We start from the raw sequence: 15,179 nt of genomic DNA, 5'->3' as shown, positions 1-15,179 counted from the left end.
GGCCTCGGCCTGCATCCGCAGCCAGCGGGTCAGCCGCCGACGTACGCCGCGAGGTGCTCGCCGGTGAGCGTGGAGCGGTCGGCGACGAGCTCGGCGGGCGTGCCCTCGAACACGATCCGGCCGCCGTCGTGGCCGGCGCCGGGGCCGAGGTCGACGATCCAGTCGGCGTGCGCCATGACGGCCTGGTGGTGCTCGACGACGATGACGGACTTGCCGGAGTCCACGAGCTGGTCCAGCAGGCCGAGCAACTGCTCGACATCGGCGAGGTGCAGGCCGTTGGTCGGCTCGTCGAGGACGTAGACGCCACCCTTCTCGGCCATGTGCGTGGCCAGCTTGAGGCGCTGGCGCTCACCGCCGGACAGGGTGGTGAGCGGCTGGCCCAGGGTGAGGTAGCCGAGCCCGACGTCGGAGAGCCGCCGCAGGACGCGCTGCGCGGCCGGAGTGTGCGCCTCGCCGGCGCCGAAGAACTCCTCGGCCTCGTCCACCGACATCGCGAGCACCTCGCTGATGTCGCGGCCGCCGAGGTGGTGGTCCAGCACCGATGCGTCGAACCGCTTGCCCTCGCACACCTCGCAGATGGTGGCGACCCCGGCCATCATCGCCAGGTCGGTGTAGATGACACCGGCGCCGTTGCAGGTGGGGCAGGCCCCCTCGGAGTTGGAGCTGAACAGGGCCGGCTTGACCCCGTTGGCCTTCGCGAACGCCTTGCGGATCGGGTCGAGCAGACCGGTGTACGTCGCCGGGTTGCTGCGCCGGGAACCGCGGATCGGGGTCTGGTCGACCGACACCACACCCTCGCCGGGCGCCCCCGACCGGTGCGGCAGTGACCCGTGCACGAGCGAGCTCTTGCCCGAGCCTGCGACACCGGTGACGACGACGAGCACCCCGAGCGGGATGTCGACGTCGACGCCCTGGAGGTTGTGCGTCGTCGCGCCGCGGATCTCCAGCGCGCCGGTGGGCTTGCGCACCGTCTCCTTGAGGGAGGCCCGGTCGTCGAAGTGGCGGCCGGTGATGGTGTCGCCGGCCCGCAGTTCCTCGACGGTGCCCTCGAAGCAGACGGTGCCACCCGCCTGGCCCGCGCCGGGGCCGAGGTCGACGACGTGGTCGGCGATAGCGATCGTCTCCGGCTTGTGCTCCACGACCAGCACCGTGTTGCCCTTGTCCCGCAGCCGCAGCAGCAGACCGTTCATGCGCTGGATGTCGTGGGGGTGCAGACCCGCGGTGGGCTCGTCGAAGACGTAGGTGGTGTCGGTCAGTGCGGAGCCGAGGTGGCGGATCATCTTGACGCGCTGCGCCTCGCCGCCCGACAGCGTGCCCGACGCCCGGTCGAGCGCGAGGTAGCCCAGCCCGATCTCGACGAACGAGTCGAGGGTCTGCTGCAGTGCGGAGAGCAGCGGCGCGACCGACGGCTCGTCGAGGCCGCGGACCCATTTGGCCAGGTCGCTGATCTGCATCGCGCAGGCGTCGGCGATGCTGACCCGCTTGATCTTCGACGACCGGGCCCCCTCACTGAGCCGGGTGCCCTCGCACTCGGGGCAGGTGGTGAAGGTGACGGCCCGCTCCACGAACGCCCGGATGTGCGGCTGCATCGCCTCCTTGTCCTTGGACAGGAAGGACTTCTGGATCTTGGGGATCAGCCCTTCGTAGGTCAGGTTCACGCCGTTGACCTTGACCTTGACCGGCTCCCCGTAGAGGAAGTCCTGCAGCTCCTTCTTGGTGTACTTGCGGATCGGCTTGTCCGGGTCGACGAAGCCCGACTGGGCGTAGACCTGCACGGTCCATTGGCTGTCGGACTTCCAGCCGGGGATGGTGAAGGCGCCCTCGGCGAGCGACTTGGTGTCGTCGTAGAGCTGGGTGAGGTCGATGTCGGAGACGGCGCCCCGGCCCTCGCAGCGCGTGCACATGCCGCCGGTGCGGTTGAAGGTCGCCTTCACCGTCTTCTTGGCGCCGCGCTCCACGGTGATCGCGCCGCTGGCCCGGACGGAGGGGACGTTGAAGGCGTACGCGCCGGGCGGGCCGATGTGCGGTTTGCCGAGCCGGCTGAAGAGGATGCGCAGCATCGCGTTGGCGTCGGTGGCGGTGCCGACCGTGGAGCGGGGGTCGGCGCCCATCCGCTGCTGGTCGACGACGATCGCGGTCGTCAGCCCTTCCAGTACGTCGACCTCGGGACGCGCCAGCGTCGGCATGAAGCCCTGTACGAAGGCGCTGTACGTCTCGTTGATCAGCCGCTGGGACTCCGCGGCGATCGTGTCGAACACCAGCGAGCTCTTGCCCGAGCCGGAGACGCCGGTGAACACCGTCAGCCGGCGCTTCGGGATCTCGATGCTGACGTCCTTGAGGTTGTTCACGCGCGCCCCGTGCACGCGGATCAGACCGTGACTGTCGGCGGTGTGCGGCGCGGGCGGCTGCGTGTCCGTCCTCTTGGCCATGCTTATCGTTTCTCCATCTGTCCGGCTTCGAGCGGTGCGTCTGGTTCTACTGCGTGGGCGGCGGCCGCGGCAACGGTCCTGCTACCGCGGCCGCCCGGTGCTGTGGCCCCTACCGCTTGCGGGGCTGGTTGAAGCGCAGCATGTTGCCGGCCGGGTCGCGGAAGGCGCAGTCCCGGACGCCGTACGGCTGGTCCATCGGCTCCTGAAGCACCTCGCCGCCGGCGGCCCGGATGCGTTCGAAGGTGGCGTCGACGTCGTCGGCGGAGAAGATCACGCCGCGCAGCATGCCCTTGGCCAGCAGTTCCGCCATCGCCTGCTTGTCGGACGGCGAGGCGTTGGGGTCGGCGAGCGGCGGTTCCAGGACGATCTCCACGTCCGGCTGGTCGGGTGAGCAGACCGTCACCCAGCGCATCCCCTCGAACGCGACGTCGTTGCGGACCTCCAGGCCGAGGGTGTCGCGGTAGAAGGCGAGCGCCTTGTCGTGGTCGTCGACTGCGATGAAGCACTGCGAGAGCTTGATGTTCATGCCTCCGACGCTACGAGGCGGCGGCGGGTTCTGCTTCTCAGATCCTGACCGGTCGCGTAAAAATCTTGGCCACGCATGCCGGGATCTCGGCGCCGGTCTCGTGGCGGCGGGCCCGGTAGGCGCTGGGGGTCTCGCCGACCAGCTCGGTGAAGCGCGAGCTGAAGGACCCCAGCGAGGTGCATCCCACCGCGAAGCAGACCTCTGTCACGCTCATGTCGCCCCGCCGCAGCAGCGCCTTCGCCCGCTCGACACGGCGGGTCATCAGGTAGCTGTACGGCGTCTCCCCGAAGGCGGCGCGGAAGCTGCGGGAGAAGTGCCCCGGCGACATGAGGGCGACCTTCGCCAGCGCCGGAACGTCCAGCGGATCCGCGTAGTCGCGGTCCATCGCGTCCCGGGCGCGGCGCAGCCGTACCAGGTCCTCCAAGGTCATGTACCCCAGCATCCCACGTGCCCGGAAGCGCGGGTTAACGTGTCCCTATCTTTCTAGGGGGAACAGCGATGTCGCACGACACGGGGTGGGGACAGCACCCGGGACGGCCCACGCCGCAGTGGGGAGGCGCCTGGATGCCGCCCCCCGCACCGCAGCCGGGCGTCATACCCCTGCGGCCGCTCAAGGTCGGAGAGGTGCTCACGGGCGCCCTGTCGACCTTCCGCCAGTACTGGAAGCCCCTGGTCGGCATCACGCTCACGGTCCAGGGCATCGGGATCCTGCTGGTGGCGGCCGCGGCCGGCATCGCCGTGGCGGCCCAGCGGAGCCGGTTCTCCCGCGTCTTCGACCTCGCGCCGGGTGAGCGTGCCGACGGCGTGGACGTCGCGGCTCTGCTCCTGGCCTTCGTACCGGCCGGTGTGCTCCTGCTGCTCACGATGACGCTGGGCGCGGCGGTGATCAGCACCCTGTGTCCCGCGGTGGTGCAGGAGGCCGTGGTCGGCCGTCCCACGACCGCCGGTGCGTTGTGGCGCCGCTGCCGGGGCCGGCTGCCGTCGGTGCTCGCCACCGTACTGCTCGCCGGGCTGATCGCGGGCGGGCCGATGCTCCTCCTCCACGCGGTCTGCCTGCCGCTGATCATCGCGTCCGTCGGGGACGCTTCCGGTCCGCCGGCCGCCGTGTTCGTGCTGTTCCTGGGCACGCTGGTCTGCGTGCCCCTCGCGGTCTGGCTCGCGACGCGGTTCAGCCTCGCGCCCGCCGCGGCGGTCTGCGAGGGGATCGGCCCGGTCGCGGCGCTGCGGCGCTCGGCCCGGCTGGTGCGCGACGGCTGGTGGCGCGTGTTCGGCATCACGATGCTGTCGCACGGCGTGGCGATGGCCATCGCCTACGCCATCCAGATGCCGTTCACGTTCGCCGGCATGTCCGTGCTCTTCCCCACCTTGATGGAGGCGGGCGAGAGCGGCGGGAACCCGGACCCGGGCACGCTGGCCGTCGGGTTCGTCGTGTACGCGGTCTGCCTGCTGATCGGCGCCGTCATCAGCGGGCCGTTCCAGTACGGCTACCCCCAACTGGTCATCGCGCTGCTCTACGTCGACCGGCGCACGCGCAAGGAGAACCTCGCGGAGTCCCTGATCGCCTCCGTCGCTTCCCCGCCCGGAACGTGAACGGCCCGGGGCCGATCGGCCCTTCGGACCGCCACGCCTCCGGCCTCGGCCGTCGACGACATCCGCGAGTGGTTCCAGCAGGGCGCCAGCGGCGCCCCGGGTGCCATCTCCATCGCCGGCACCGTCTAACCTCAACTGCGTTCACCGGCCGCCGCCCTGCCCCCGGACATGGCGGCGGAACGTACCGGAGGAGCCCGGAGCCTTGGCGGCGCCGGGCTCCTCCCGTTATTCCGGGTGTTTCTCTTTCTGGGGGTGGGTTCGTGAGGGCGCGGAGAAGAACGCATGCGTCGGTGAGTGCCTGGATGGCAGCCGTACTCGTGCTCGTGGCGGGCCTGTTCGCGGGTGCGGCCGGTCCGGCCGCCGCCGCGGTGGGGTCCGCGGCTGCCGGGAAGCCGGTCAGCCTGATCTCGTACAACGTGTGCGGTGCGTGGACGTGCCAGAGTTCCCTGGCCGACGAGGACGTGTGGGCGGACCAGGCTCTGCAGAAGGTGCCCGATTTGGGTGCCACCGATGTGATCATGCTCCAGGAGCTGTGCGCCGGCCAGTACGAGGAGCTGATGCAGAGGCTGGGCGCGGGGTACTCGGGGCATTTCGCGGCTCAGAAGAGCCACCCCGGCTGTGACAGGTGGAGCACCGCGGCCACGCCGACCACCGAGTCGACCCGGATCGGACAGGCCGTCATCCTGCGGACCGGCGCGGGCGTCGTCGGATCGTCCGTCCAGGTGGCGCCGGCGGACCCGACCGGCCAGAAGCGGCTTGCGGTGTGCGCGAAGGGGCCGGTGGCCGGCCGCCACACCCTGGCCTGCACCGCCCATCTGTCCGTCGACACCGCCAACGGCGACATGCACGAACTGCTGGGGCACATCGAGGCGAACGCGGGCGGCGCTTCCGTGATCCTCGGCGGCGATTTCAACGTCGTGCCGGACAAGTTGGGGGCTTCCGTCGCCGCGGGTACGCCCGCGAGCGGCCCGCTCGTCGAAGCGGACGCCGGGGTCAACACCCCGACGGCGGCGTGGAACGCCGCCGGCGCCAAGTACACGGCGAAGCTGGACTACGCCTTCTTCAGCTCGGAGGACTTCGGGTCCACCTCCGCCTCCGTCCACGACGTGCAGCTCGCCGGCGTCAAGGACCACGCCCTGCTGCGCGCGAAGGCGGTCACCCGCGCCCCGGTCGACGGCGACCTCACCGGGGACCTCCGCCCCGACCTGCTCGCCGTGCGCAAGGACGGGACGCTGCGCCTCTACCCCGGCCAGGGCAACGGCCGCTTCGACTCCCCCCGCCTGATCGGCAGCGGCGGCTGGCTGGGCGCGGTGGTCAGCCACCGCGGCGACTGGACCGGGGACGGACGCGAGGACGTGGTGGCGCGGATCGGCGACAACCTGTGGGTCTACCCCAACGTCGGCGGCGGAGCCCTGGGCGAGCGGGTCGCGATCCCCAACCGGGAGACCGGCTGGACGGGCACGGCTCCGCGCGCCGCGGGAGACCTCGACGGCGACGGCCAGTCGGACCTGATCGTCAGGAACGCCGGCGGCAGCGCACTGTGGCTGCACCGGGGCGGCACACCGGCGACCGGGCCCTCCCTGCCCCGCGCGGCCCTCTCCGTCGGGGGCGTCACCAACTGGGCGGACTACGACCTGCTCACCCCGGGGGACGTCACCGAGGACCCGGCCGAGAGCGGTGACGAGAACATGGCCGACCTGTGGGCCCGCGACCGGACCACGGGCGAGCTCAAGCAGTTCCGCTCCAAGGGCGCGGCCGGCCTCGCCGAGCCCCAGGTGATCGGCGGCGACACCTGGAACGCCGTACAGCGGCCCCTGGTCGTCGCCCTCGGCGACGGCAACGACGACGGCCGCGCCGATCTGTGGGTCACGACGAAGTACGACGCAGCGACCGAGACGGGCGCCGACCTCTGGCTGCGCCCGGGCACCTCGGCGGGGACCTTCGGGACCCCTGTCCGGGTCGGCGAAGGCGGCTGGGGCTACATGGAATCCCTCGCCTGAGCGGACTCGTCCAACCGCCCCACCAACCGACGGATCGGGGGCCGTTCGCCACCGCCGGACGGCCCCCGGCCCTCAGGACCAGCTCTGGTACGGGGTGTCGTTGCACGCCCAGGTACGGAAGCCCAGGGAGCTGTCGTCGATGCAGCGCTGGGTGTGCTGGTTCTGGAAGCGGACCGTGCCGTCCCCCCAGACCTTGATCCACCAGCTCTGCTGCGGACTGGAGTTGCAGACCGCGGTACGGAAGCCGCTGTCGGTGTCCTCGATGCAGCGTCCGGTGTTGTTGTTGCGCAGCTGGCGCGTTTGGTCGCCCCAGACGCGCACGGTCCACAGCTGCGGGTTGCTTCCGTTGCAGCTCCAGGTCCGGAACCCGTTGCTGGTGTCGTCCATGCACCGGCCCGTGGCCTGGTTCCGGAAGGACTGGACGGCATCGTCCGCCCTCGCCGGCGCCCCGGCCGCGGCGAAGGCGCCGCTCGCCGGTACGAGGGAGGCGAAGACCATCGCTCCGCCGAGCAGAACCGTTCCCATGCCGCGCATACGCTCTGTCCTTGTCCTGGCGAGTGAGGTGACGGCCCGCACACTATGCACGGGCACCCCGTCCCGGCATCCGGAACGATCCGGAGTGACAGCACCCCGCTGAGTAGGCTCCGGACCATGTCACAACCCATACAACTCGTCATTCTGATCACGACACTTCCGGGCCGCGGCAAGGAGCAGATCGCAGCGTTCGAGCGGCTCGCGCCGATCGTGCGGGCCGAAGCCGGATGTCTCCAGTACGACCTGCACCAGGTGAGCGGGGAGACCGACCGCTTCGTCCTCATCGAGCGGTGGTCGTCGCAGGCGGCGCTCGCCGCACATGACGTCACCCCGCACATGGTCGAAGCCGACGCGGCAAGCCCGGCCTTCCGCGCGGGGCCCGCGGACGTCATCCGCCTCGTCGCCGAACCCCTGGCCTGAGGATGCGGCAGGTGTCTTCGGCACGCGCGTACGGGGCCGGCTGACGGCGTCGGCGGGGTGGCGGGGTCCGCGAGAGCGGCCCCGGGCGGTCCGCTCGTCCACCCGTGGCCGAGCGGCACGAGGGGGGTGATCGTTCGTCATCCCCTCGGTGCGTCGGCTCGCGCGGGGGCGGGTGATCGCTCAGGGTGATCACCGGATACCCGCCCCCGCCCCGCCCCGGAGGACCCGTATGCAGTTCACCCGTCGGACCGTCGTACAAGCCGGGGCCTGCACCGCGGCCGCGCTCGTCGTCGGTACGCCCGCAGCCGTGGCCGCCGCGGCCCCCGAGCCCGCGCCGGAACCCCGTCAGGCGGGGGCGGAACTGCCGCTGCGGACCGACACCACCACGCAGGGCGACATCCTCGCGGGCTTCCGCAAGGACCACGCCTGCCTGCTCTTCGTGCACTTCCACGACACGAAGAAGGCGCGCCGCTGGCTCGGTCAGCTCGTGCCCGCGCTCTCCACCACCGATCAGGTCACCCGCTTCAACGCCGAGTTCAGCGCGGCGCGCAACCTCCGCAAGGGCGTCGACCCGACGACGATGTCCAGCCTGTGGACCGGCCTCAGCCTCACCCACGCCGGCCTGGGCTTCCTCGCCCAGCGGGACCCCTTCCCCGCCGTCACGCCCGGCAGCACCGCGGAGGCCTTCCACGACGGCCCCGCGGCCCGCGCGGAACTCCTCGGCGACACCGGCCCCAGTGCCCCCGACTCCTGGCTCTTCGGAGCGGACCCGGACGGGGTCCACGCCGTCCTCACGCTCGCCGCCGACGACAACGGACGCCTGGCGAAGGCCATCGACCAGCACCTCGGGTCCCTCGACCGCTCCGGTGCCGAGGTGCTCTTCCGGCAGGACGGCGCGACGCTCCCCGGCGCGCTGCGCGGGCACGAGCACTTCGGCTTCCTCGACGCCATCAGCCAGCCGGGCGTACGCGGCTTCGACAGGCCCGACGCCGGGAACGGCACGACCGTGCACGGCAAGCCCGGGACCCGCCTGGTGCCCGCCGGCGAGTTCCTCGTCGGGCACGAGCGGGTCGGCCGGCGGCCCGCCGGGCTGCCCGCCTGGGCCACCGGCGGCTCCTTCCACGTGGTGCGGCGCCTGGGACAGGACGTCGCCGGATGGTGGAAGCAGGTCGACGAGTGCCTGGCCGAGCTGAAGAAGTCGGGCGCCGCCCCGGCCGACGCGAGCCCCAACTGGCTCGCCGCCCGCATGGTCGGGCGCTGGCCCGGTGGCGCCCCGGTCGCCACCTGCCCGGCGGCCGAGCGGGTTCCCGTACCGGGCGAGGACATCGACGGCGCCCTCGACTTCCACGACGACCTCCAGGGGTGGACCACCCCGCTCTTCTCGCACATCCGCAAGAGCAATCCGCGGGCCGGGCTGACGGTGGCGCCCGGGCGGCCGCCGCTGCCCGCCGCCGAGATCGACTCCCGCCGTGTCATCCGGCGCGGCATCCCGTTCGGCCCGGCGTACCGTCCGGGTTCCGGGCCCGCCGAGCGCGGGCTGGTCTTCGTCAGCCATCAGGCCGACCTCGTCGGGCAGTTCGAGTTCATCGCCAACCGGTGGAGCAACAACGCCGACTTCCCGCCGGCCCGGCACCCCCGCCCCGGCACCGACCCCGTCATCGGGCCCCCCTCGCCCGCCGCCTTCGAGTCCCCCTCCCCCAGCGGCAGTCGGGCCACCACCCTCGCCTTCCAGCGGTTCGTGCGCACCGAGGGCGCCGTGTACGCCTTCACTCCCTCGATCCCCACCCTGCGCGCCCTGGCCGAAGGCAGGCTCGACAACGCCATCGAGGTCCACACGGGCACCGTGCTGCGCCCGGGCGACACCCTGGACGCCGGAGCCGTCCGCCTCCGTTTCGACACCGACGGCGATCTGGTCCTCCAGGACGGCGAGGGCCGCACGCTGTGGAACGCGGGCACCTCCGGCGCCGAGGCCCACTTCTCCGGCGACGGCGAACTCACGGTCCGCCTCGCCGACGGCCGTACCGCCTGGTCCTCCAAGACCGCGGGGCACAAGGGCGCCCGCCTTCTGGTCCGTCCGTCGGGCGACACCGTGATCGTCCAGGACGGCCGCACCCTCTGGAGGGTTCCCGGCCGGCGTTCCCCTGCCGACGCGGGAGCGTGACGGTCCCTGCGCCGACCGGTGCGGATCCGGCCTGACGGCCCGCCTCGCGACCGGGGTGGGGCGGGCCTAGGCTGGTGATGTGGCCGTGGTCCTCGTACGTCAGGAGGCCATGCCGTGAAGCCGACGCGCGCTCGGCTGCGCCGGGCCTGTGTGGCCGCGGCCGTCGCAGGCGTCCTCATCGCTCCCGCCGCCGCGGGCTGCGCGTACGGGGCGGCCGCCACGGGGCGGTCCGCATCCGCCGCCCCCTCGGACGCCGATGCGGACTTCCCGCAGCTCACCGCGGCCGTCGCCGCGCAGCTGGACGACGCCGTACGCCGGGCCCTGCGCGAGACACGGGTGCCGGGCGTGGTCGTGGGGCTGTGGGCCCCGGGCAAGGGAAGCTACGTGAAGGCCTTCGGCGTGGCGGACAAGGCGACCGGCGCGCCCATGAAGGCCGACCTCAACATGCGCATCGGCAGCGAGACCAAGACGTTCACGGTCACCGCCCTCCTCCGGCTGGTCGACCGGGGGAAGGTCCGCCTGGACGACACCATCGGCACGTACGTCAGCGGTGTTCCGAACGGTGACCGCATCACCCTGCGGCTACTGGCGGGCATGCGCAGCGGGCTGTTCAACTACAGCGAGGACGACGCCTTCAACACGGCGCTCGACGACGAGCCCAAACACCCCTTCACGCCACGGCAGTTGCTCGGCTACTCCTTCAAACACCCCGTGCAGTTCGCGCCGGGCGAGAAGTTCGAGTACTCCAACACCAACCTGATCCTGATCGGTCTGGTGCTGGAGAAGGTCACCGGCCGGCCGCTCCACGAGGTCATCCAGCGGGACGTACTGGAGCCGGCCGGGCTGCACCGCACGCTCTTCCCCACCGGGGCCGAGTTCCCCGAGCCGCACGCGCACGGCTACACCGACCAGTCGGCCTCGGGCAGGACCGTGGACTCGACCGACTGGAACCCGTCCTGGGCCTGGGCCGCGGGGGCCGTGATCTCCGACCTCCAGGACCTGCGCAGTTGGGCGCGGACCCTCGCCACCGGCACGCTGCTGACCCCCGCGACGCAGGCCGAGCGGCTGAAGACCACCCCGACGGGCATTCCCGGCGCCGGCTACGGCCTGGGCATCTTCGACGTCCAGGGCTGGATCGGCCACAACGGCTCGCTGCCCGGGTACGAGAGCCTGACCGTCTACCTGCCGCGGGAAAAGGCGACCATGGTCGTCCTCCTCAACACCGACGTCCCGCACGGGGGCCAGGAGCCCAGCGCCCTCTTCGGCAGGGCGCTCACGAGCATCGTGACCCCCGACAACGTGTACCCCGGCCACAAGCCGTCGGTGCCCAGGAGCAGTTGACGGCCCGTACGTCCGGGATCCGCGGGCGCCCCCGGCTACGCCTTCTGGATCGCCCGGACGAGTCCGGCGACGAGGTGCGCCCGCTCGGCCATGGCGTCGATCTCCAGGTACTCGTGGTCGGCGTGGGCTCCGCCCCCGACGGCTCCGAGCCCGTCGAGCGTCGGCACGCCCAGCGCGGCCGTGAAGTTGCCGTCGCTGCCGCCGCCGACCGCCTTGCCCTCCAGGTGCGGAAGCAGTTGCCTGGCCACCGCGAAGAGTTCGGCCGATGCCGCCTCGGGCATCGGGGGCCGGCCGATGCCTCCCTGGACCGTGATCTCCGCCTCGTCGAGGTGCGGGGCCAGCGCCGCGAACGCGGCTTCGATCCGTTCGGTCTCCGCGGCCGACTCGACCCGGACGTCGACGACGACGGTCGCCTCCGCGGGCACGACGTTGTCCAGGGTTCCCGCGGACGCGACGGTCGGCGTGACCGTCGTACCGATATCGGGCCGGCCCAGCGCGGCGATGTCCAGTACCTGGTGCGCCGCTTCGATGAGGGCGTTGACCCCGGCCGCGGGCTCCAGGCCCGCGTGCGAGGCCCGGCCCGCGATGGAGACCTGGAAGGTGCCGCAGCCCTTTCGGCCGGTCTTCAGCCCTCCGCCGTCCGCCGCGCCCTCGAACACGAGCACCGCGCCGCAGGCCAGGGCCCGTTCTTCGATGAGGGCGCGGGAGGAGCGGGAGCCGACCTCTTCGTCGGCGGTCACCAGGATCTCGACCCCCGACCGGTCGTCGAGCAGCGCCAGGCCGTGGATGGCCTGCACCAGTCCGCCGAGCATGTCGAAGACCCCGGGGCCGGTGGCGCGCCCGTCCTCGACCGCGAACGGCCGGCGCTCCAGGGTGCCGAGCGGGAACACCGTGTCATGGTGACCGAGGATCAGCACCCGGGGATCGCCGTCGGCCGACCAGTGGACGTGCGGGCCGGCTTCGCTCTCGACGAGGAGGGCCCGCCCGCCGAGGCGGTTCTCGATGACGGCGGCGACGACCTTGGCCGATACCGCCAGGGAGTCGAGGTCGCGCGACGGAGACTCGGTTTCGACGAGTGTCCTGAGGTCCTCGATCATCGCGTCGACGCTCACATCGACGGTCTTGTGCATCGTCACCTCGCAAGGGTACTTGGTACGCCGGGACGGGGGCCCCGGTGGGGGCGCCCCCGTCGGCGGCGGTCAGTCGGTGCCGAACTCCATCGCGGCGCGGTCGAGCATCTGGTCCTCGTCGCCCTCGACCTCTCCGGGGGTGCGGGAGGCGATGACCTCGGCGCCGCCTTCCGGCATCGCGCCGATCAGCCCCGTCGAGGCGGCCTGGGCGGCGCCGATGAGCGTCGCGTTCGTGTTGCCGACGATGCCGAGGGCCGCGTACTGCTCCAGCTTGGCGCGGGAGTCGGCGATGTCGAGGTTGCGCATGGTGAGCTGGCCGATCCGGTCCACCGGGCCGAACGCGGAGTTCTCGGTGCGCTCCATGGACAGCTTGTCCGGGTGGTAGCTGAAGGACGGGCCGGAGGTGTCCATGAGCGAGTAGTCCTCGCCGCGCCGCAGCCGCAGGGTCACCTCGCCGGTGACGGCGGCGCCCACCCAGCGCTGCAGCGACTCGCGGATCATGAGCGCCTGCGGGTCGAGCCAGCGGCCCTCGTACATCAGGCGGCCGAGGCGCCGGCCCTCGTTGTGGTACTGCGCGACGGTGTCCTCGTTGTGGATCGCGTTGACCAGGCGCTCGTACGCGGCGTGCAGCAGCGCCATGCCCGGGGCCTCGTAGATGCCGCGGCTCTTGGCCTCGATCACCCGGTTCTCGATCTGGTCGGACATGCCCAGGCCGTGGCGGCCGCCGATGGCGTTGGCCTCCATCACCAGGTCGACCGGGGTGGCGAACTCCTTGCCGTTGATCGTCACCGGGCGGCCCTGGTCGAAGCCGATGGTCACGTCCTCGGCGGCGATCTCGACGGAGGGGTCCCAGAACCGTACGCCCATGATCGGGCTGACGGTCTCGACACCGGTGTCGAGGTGCTCCAGGGTCTTGGCCTCGTGGGTGGCGCCCCAGATGTTGGCGTCGGTGGAGTAGGCCTTCTCGGTGCTGTCGCGGTAGGGGAGGTCGTGGGCGAGGAGCCACTCCGACATCTCCTTGCGGCCGCCGAGCTCGGAGACGAAGTCCGCGTCGAGCCACGGCTTGTAGATGCGCAGGTGCGGGTTGGCCAGCAGGCCGTAGCGGTAGAACCGCTCGATGTCGTTGCCCTTGAACGTCGAGCCGTCGCCCCAGATCTGCACGTCGTCCTCGAGCATCGCCCGGACGAGCAGGGTGCCGGTGACGGCGCGGCCGAGCGGCGTCGTGTTGAAGTAGGAGCGTCCGCCGGAGCGGATGTGGAACGCGCCGCACGTGAGCGCGGCCAGGCCTTCCTCGACCAGCGCCGCGCGGCAGTCGACCAGGCGCGCGATCTCGGCGCCGTACGCCGAAGCGCGGCCGGGCACCGACGCGATGTCGGGCTCGTCGTACTGGCCGATGTCGGCGGTGTAGGTGCACGGGACGGCACCCTTGTCGCGCATCCACGCGACCGCGACGGAGGTGTCGAGGCCGCCGGAGAAGGCGATGCCGACGCGCTCGCCGGTGGGCAGGGAGGTAAGAACCTTAGACATGGGAAGAGTATGCGCTACTACGCATGATCATGCAACGTGGGCGTGTCGCCGGCCTCGCCGGCCTCGCCGGCGATCCGCTCCAGGTCCGTGACGAGCGCATCCAGCCACGACGCGGCCGTGTAGTACAGCTGCGGCGCGCCCGGCGGCTCGGCCGCGAATCCGTCGGAGGCCGGGTCCCGCAGCGCCAGCGGCGCCCGCGGGGTGTCGCCGCGCGGGTCCAGGCGCGCCGACACCAGCAGCATCCGCCCGGCCACCCGGTCCCCCAGCCGGGTCACCGCCTCGGCGGGCCCGCGCTCCAGCGGCGGTACGAAGACCCGCTCGGGCGGCACCAGCAGCCGGTCCGCGCCCCAGAGCGCGTGGTGGCCCGCCATCAGGGTGGCCTGCCAGTCCTGGCTGCCGCCGGACGATGCCCGCAGTCCCCGCGGTTCGCTGTGGTGCTGCGCGTACGCCGACTCCGCCAGGACCAGCGAGTGGCTCAGCGACCGGTGCCCCGGAGCGGTGAGTACGGGCTCCCGCACCCCGCCCGCGGCGACCTGGGCGGTCGTGGCCACCACGACCTCCGCCGCGCCCCGCAGCATCACCGCCACCGCGCGGCGCAGCTCGTCCTGCGCGCCCCGGGGCCAGGCGAGCAGCCCGAACACGGCGCCGATCGCACTGCCGACCAGCACGTCCAGCAGCCGGAACTCGGCGAGCTGCCAGGTCGCCGGTGCCAGCTGCGCGAACACCAGGGCGACCACCAGCGTGAACATCGCCTGCGCCCAGCCCACCCCCTTGACCGGGCCGAGCGTGAACGCGACCAGCATCAGCGGCGCCAGCGCCGCCGCGTACACCGCGATGTCGGTCCCCACCAGCGCCAGCAGAACAGCCACGAGCAGTGCCCCGGCAGGGTGTCCACCCCGGCGATCACCCGGGCCGCCGCCAGCGCCAGGCCGAGCCGTACCGCGTTCTGGAAGAACACCGACCAGCTGCCCGCGTGCCCCCACAGCCGCCACCACCACAGCTGCGGCGTGCGCTTGCCCGCGTACCAGAACCGCCCCGGCGCGGCCCGCGCCGCGCCCGCCCGGCCCCGTACCGCGATCCCGGCGCCCGTCGACATCGCCAGCGCCGCGTCCGCCGCCTCCAGGAGCACCGCGTGCCGGCGCAGCACTCCCGGGGAGGCGTCCGCGGCCGGGCCCGCCGCCATGGCCGTACGGGCCCGCAGCAGCTCCGCGTGCGCGTCCCCGGCGGGTGCCCGGCCGCGCAGGAGGTCGGCCGTCTCCCGCGCCGCGTCCCGTACGGCCCGCAGCACCTGCGGCCGGTCCCCCGGCGGCTCCGGACCCGCGGGGCCCGGCGGGAGCGCCGCCAGTCTGTCGAGCAGGGTGCGGGCGGCCAGGCCGGTGTGGGCCAGGGCCCGGTCCCGCAGGCCCGGCCCGGCCGGCCGTTCGGCATCCGGGACCCGTGAGGACCGCAGCCCGGTGCTCGCCTCCCGCGCCGCGCGCAGCGCTCCGGCGAACGCCAGCCATGCCACCAGCATCACCTGGC

General features: G+C 72.5%; 13 protein-coding genes. 5 read left to right on the top strand and 8 right to left on the bottom strand.

Annotated elements, in window-relative coordinates; genetic code table 11:
• Window positions 1-29 precede the first annotated feature (29 nt).
• The 3 genes from AB0M99_RS27040 to AB0M99_RS27030 all read right to left on the bottom strand — a co-directional run bounded on the left by AB0M99_RS27040 (window position 30) and on the right by AB0M99_RS27030 (window position 3,385).
• Window positions 30-2,429: an excinuclease ABC subunit UvrA gene (locus tag AB0M99_RS27040; RefSeq protein WP_365924772.1), complete on the bottom strand. Its 2,400-nt coding sequence runs from the start codon at window positions 2,427-2,429 to the stop codon at window positions 30-32.
• 109 nt (window positions 2,430-2,538) lie between these two features.
• Entirely contained in the window at window positions 2,539-2,955 is a 417-nt protein-coding gene (locus AB0M99_RS27035; protein WP_365924770.1) for a VOC family protein, read from the bottom strand.
• A gap of 37 nt (window positions 2,956-2,992) precedes the next feature.
• Window positions 2,993-3,385 (bottom strand): helix-turn-helix transcriptional regulator, encoded by a 393-nt coding sequence (locus AB0M99_RS27030; protein ID WP_365924768.1) that lies wholly within the window; start codon window positions 3,383-3,385, stop codon window positions 2,993-2,995.
• A gap of 134 nt (window positions 3,386-3,519) precedes the next feature.
• Here AB0M99_RS27030 and AB0M99_RS27025 point away from each other — a divergent pair, with 134 nt between their 5' ends.
• Window positions 3,520-4,545: a hypothetical protein gene (locus AB0M99_RS27025; RefSeq protein ID WP_365924766.1), complete on the top strand. Its 1,026-nt coding sequence runs from the start codon at window positions 3,520-3,522 to the stop codon at window positions 4,543-4,545.
• Window positions 4,546-4,847: 302 nt separating this feature from the next.
• On the top strand, window positions 4,848-6,545 hold the full coding sequence (locus AB0M99_RS27020; protein WP_365924763.1) for an FG-GAP-like repeat-containing protein: 1,698 nt from the start codon (window positions 4,848-4,850) through the stop codon (window positions 6,543-6,545).
• A gap of 72 nt (window positions 6,546-6,617) precedes the next feature.
• Here the strand turns inward: AB0M99_RS27020 and AB0M99_RS27015 are convergent, their stop codons facing one another.
• Window positions 6,618-7,079, bottom strand: a complete 462-nt coding sequence (locus AB0M99_RS27015) for an RICIN domain-containing protein (protein ID WP_365924761.1) — start codon at window positions 7,077-7,079, stop codon at window positions 6,618-6,620.
• Between the two features lie 117 nt (window positions 7,080-7,196).
• Between AB0M99_RS27015 and AB0M99_RS27010 the strand changes: the two genes are divergently transcribed.
• The 3 genes from AB0M99_RS27010 to AB0M99_RS27000 all read left to right on the top strand — a co-directional run bounded on the left by AB0M99_RS27010 (window position 7,197) and on the right by AB0M99_RS27000 (window position 11,001).
• On the top strand, window positions 7,197-7,499 hold the full coding sequence (locus AB0M99_RS27010; protein ID WP_365924759.1) for a putative quinol monooxygenase: 303 nt from the start codon (window positions 7,197-7,199) through the stop codon (window positions 7,497-7,499).
• 229 nt (window positions 7,500-7,728) lie between these two features.
• The gene (locus AB0M99_RS27005) at window positions 7,729-9,660 is read left to right on the top strand and encodes a peroxidase (protein WP_365924757.1); all 1,932 of its coding nucleotides are present in this window, start codon (window positions 7,729-7,731) and stop codon (window positions 9,658-9,660) included.
• A gap of 114 nt (window positions 9,661-9,774) precedes the next feature.
• Window positions 9,775-11,001: a serine hydrolase domain-containing protein gene (locus tag AB0M99_RS27000; RefSeq protein WP_365924755.1), complete on the top strand. Its 1,227-nt coding sequence runs from the start codon at window positions 9,775-9,777 to the stop codon at window positions 10,999-11,001.
• A 35-nt stretch (window positions 11,002-11,036) separates the two neighbouring features.
• Here the strand turns inward: AB0M99_RS27000 and AB0M99_RS26995 are convergent, their stop codons facing one another.
• The 4 genes from AB0M99_RS26995 to AB0M99_RS26980 form a co-directional block, all read right to left on the bottom strand.
• Window positions 11,037-12,137: a M20 family metallopeptidase gene (locus tag AB0M99_RS26995; RefSeq protein ID WP_365924753.1), complete on the bottom strand. Its 1,101-nt coding sequence runs from the start codon at window positions 12,135-12,137 to the stop codon at window positions 11,037-11,039.
• A gap of 63 nt (window positions 12,138-12,200) precedes the next feature.
• Window positions 12,201-13,658: an argininosuccinate synthase gene (argG, locus tag AB0M99_RS26990; RefSeq protein WP_365924751.1), complete on the bottom strand. Its 1,458-nt coding sequence runs from the start codon at window positions 13,656-13,658 to the stop codon at window positions 12,201-12,203.
• Between the two features lie 17 nt (window positions 13,659-13,675).
• Window positions 13,676-14,527, bottom strand: coding sequence for an FUSC family protein (locus AB0M99_RS26985; protein WP_365924749.1), 852 nt, complete (start codon window positions 14,525-14,527; stop codon window positions 13,676-13,678).
• On the bottom strand, window positions 14,461-15,165 hold the full coding sequence (locus AB0M99_RS26980; RefSeq protein WP_365924748.1) for a hypothetical protein: 705 nt from the start codon (window positions 15,163-15,165) through the stop codon (window positions 14,461-14,463). Before AB0M99_RS26980 ends, AB0M99_RS26985 begins: the two co-directional genes overlap by 67 nt.
• Window positions 15,166-15,179: the final 14 nt, after the last annotated feature.

It is taken from the genome of Streptomyces sp. NPDC051183, from assembly GCF_040682455.1.
GTDB lineage: Bacteria > Actinomycetota > Actinomycetes > Streptomycetales > Streptomycetaceae > Streptomyces.
This window is presented reverse-complemented; position numbering and strand designations above follow the sequence as displayed.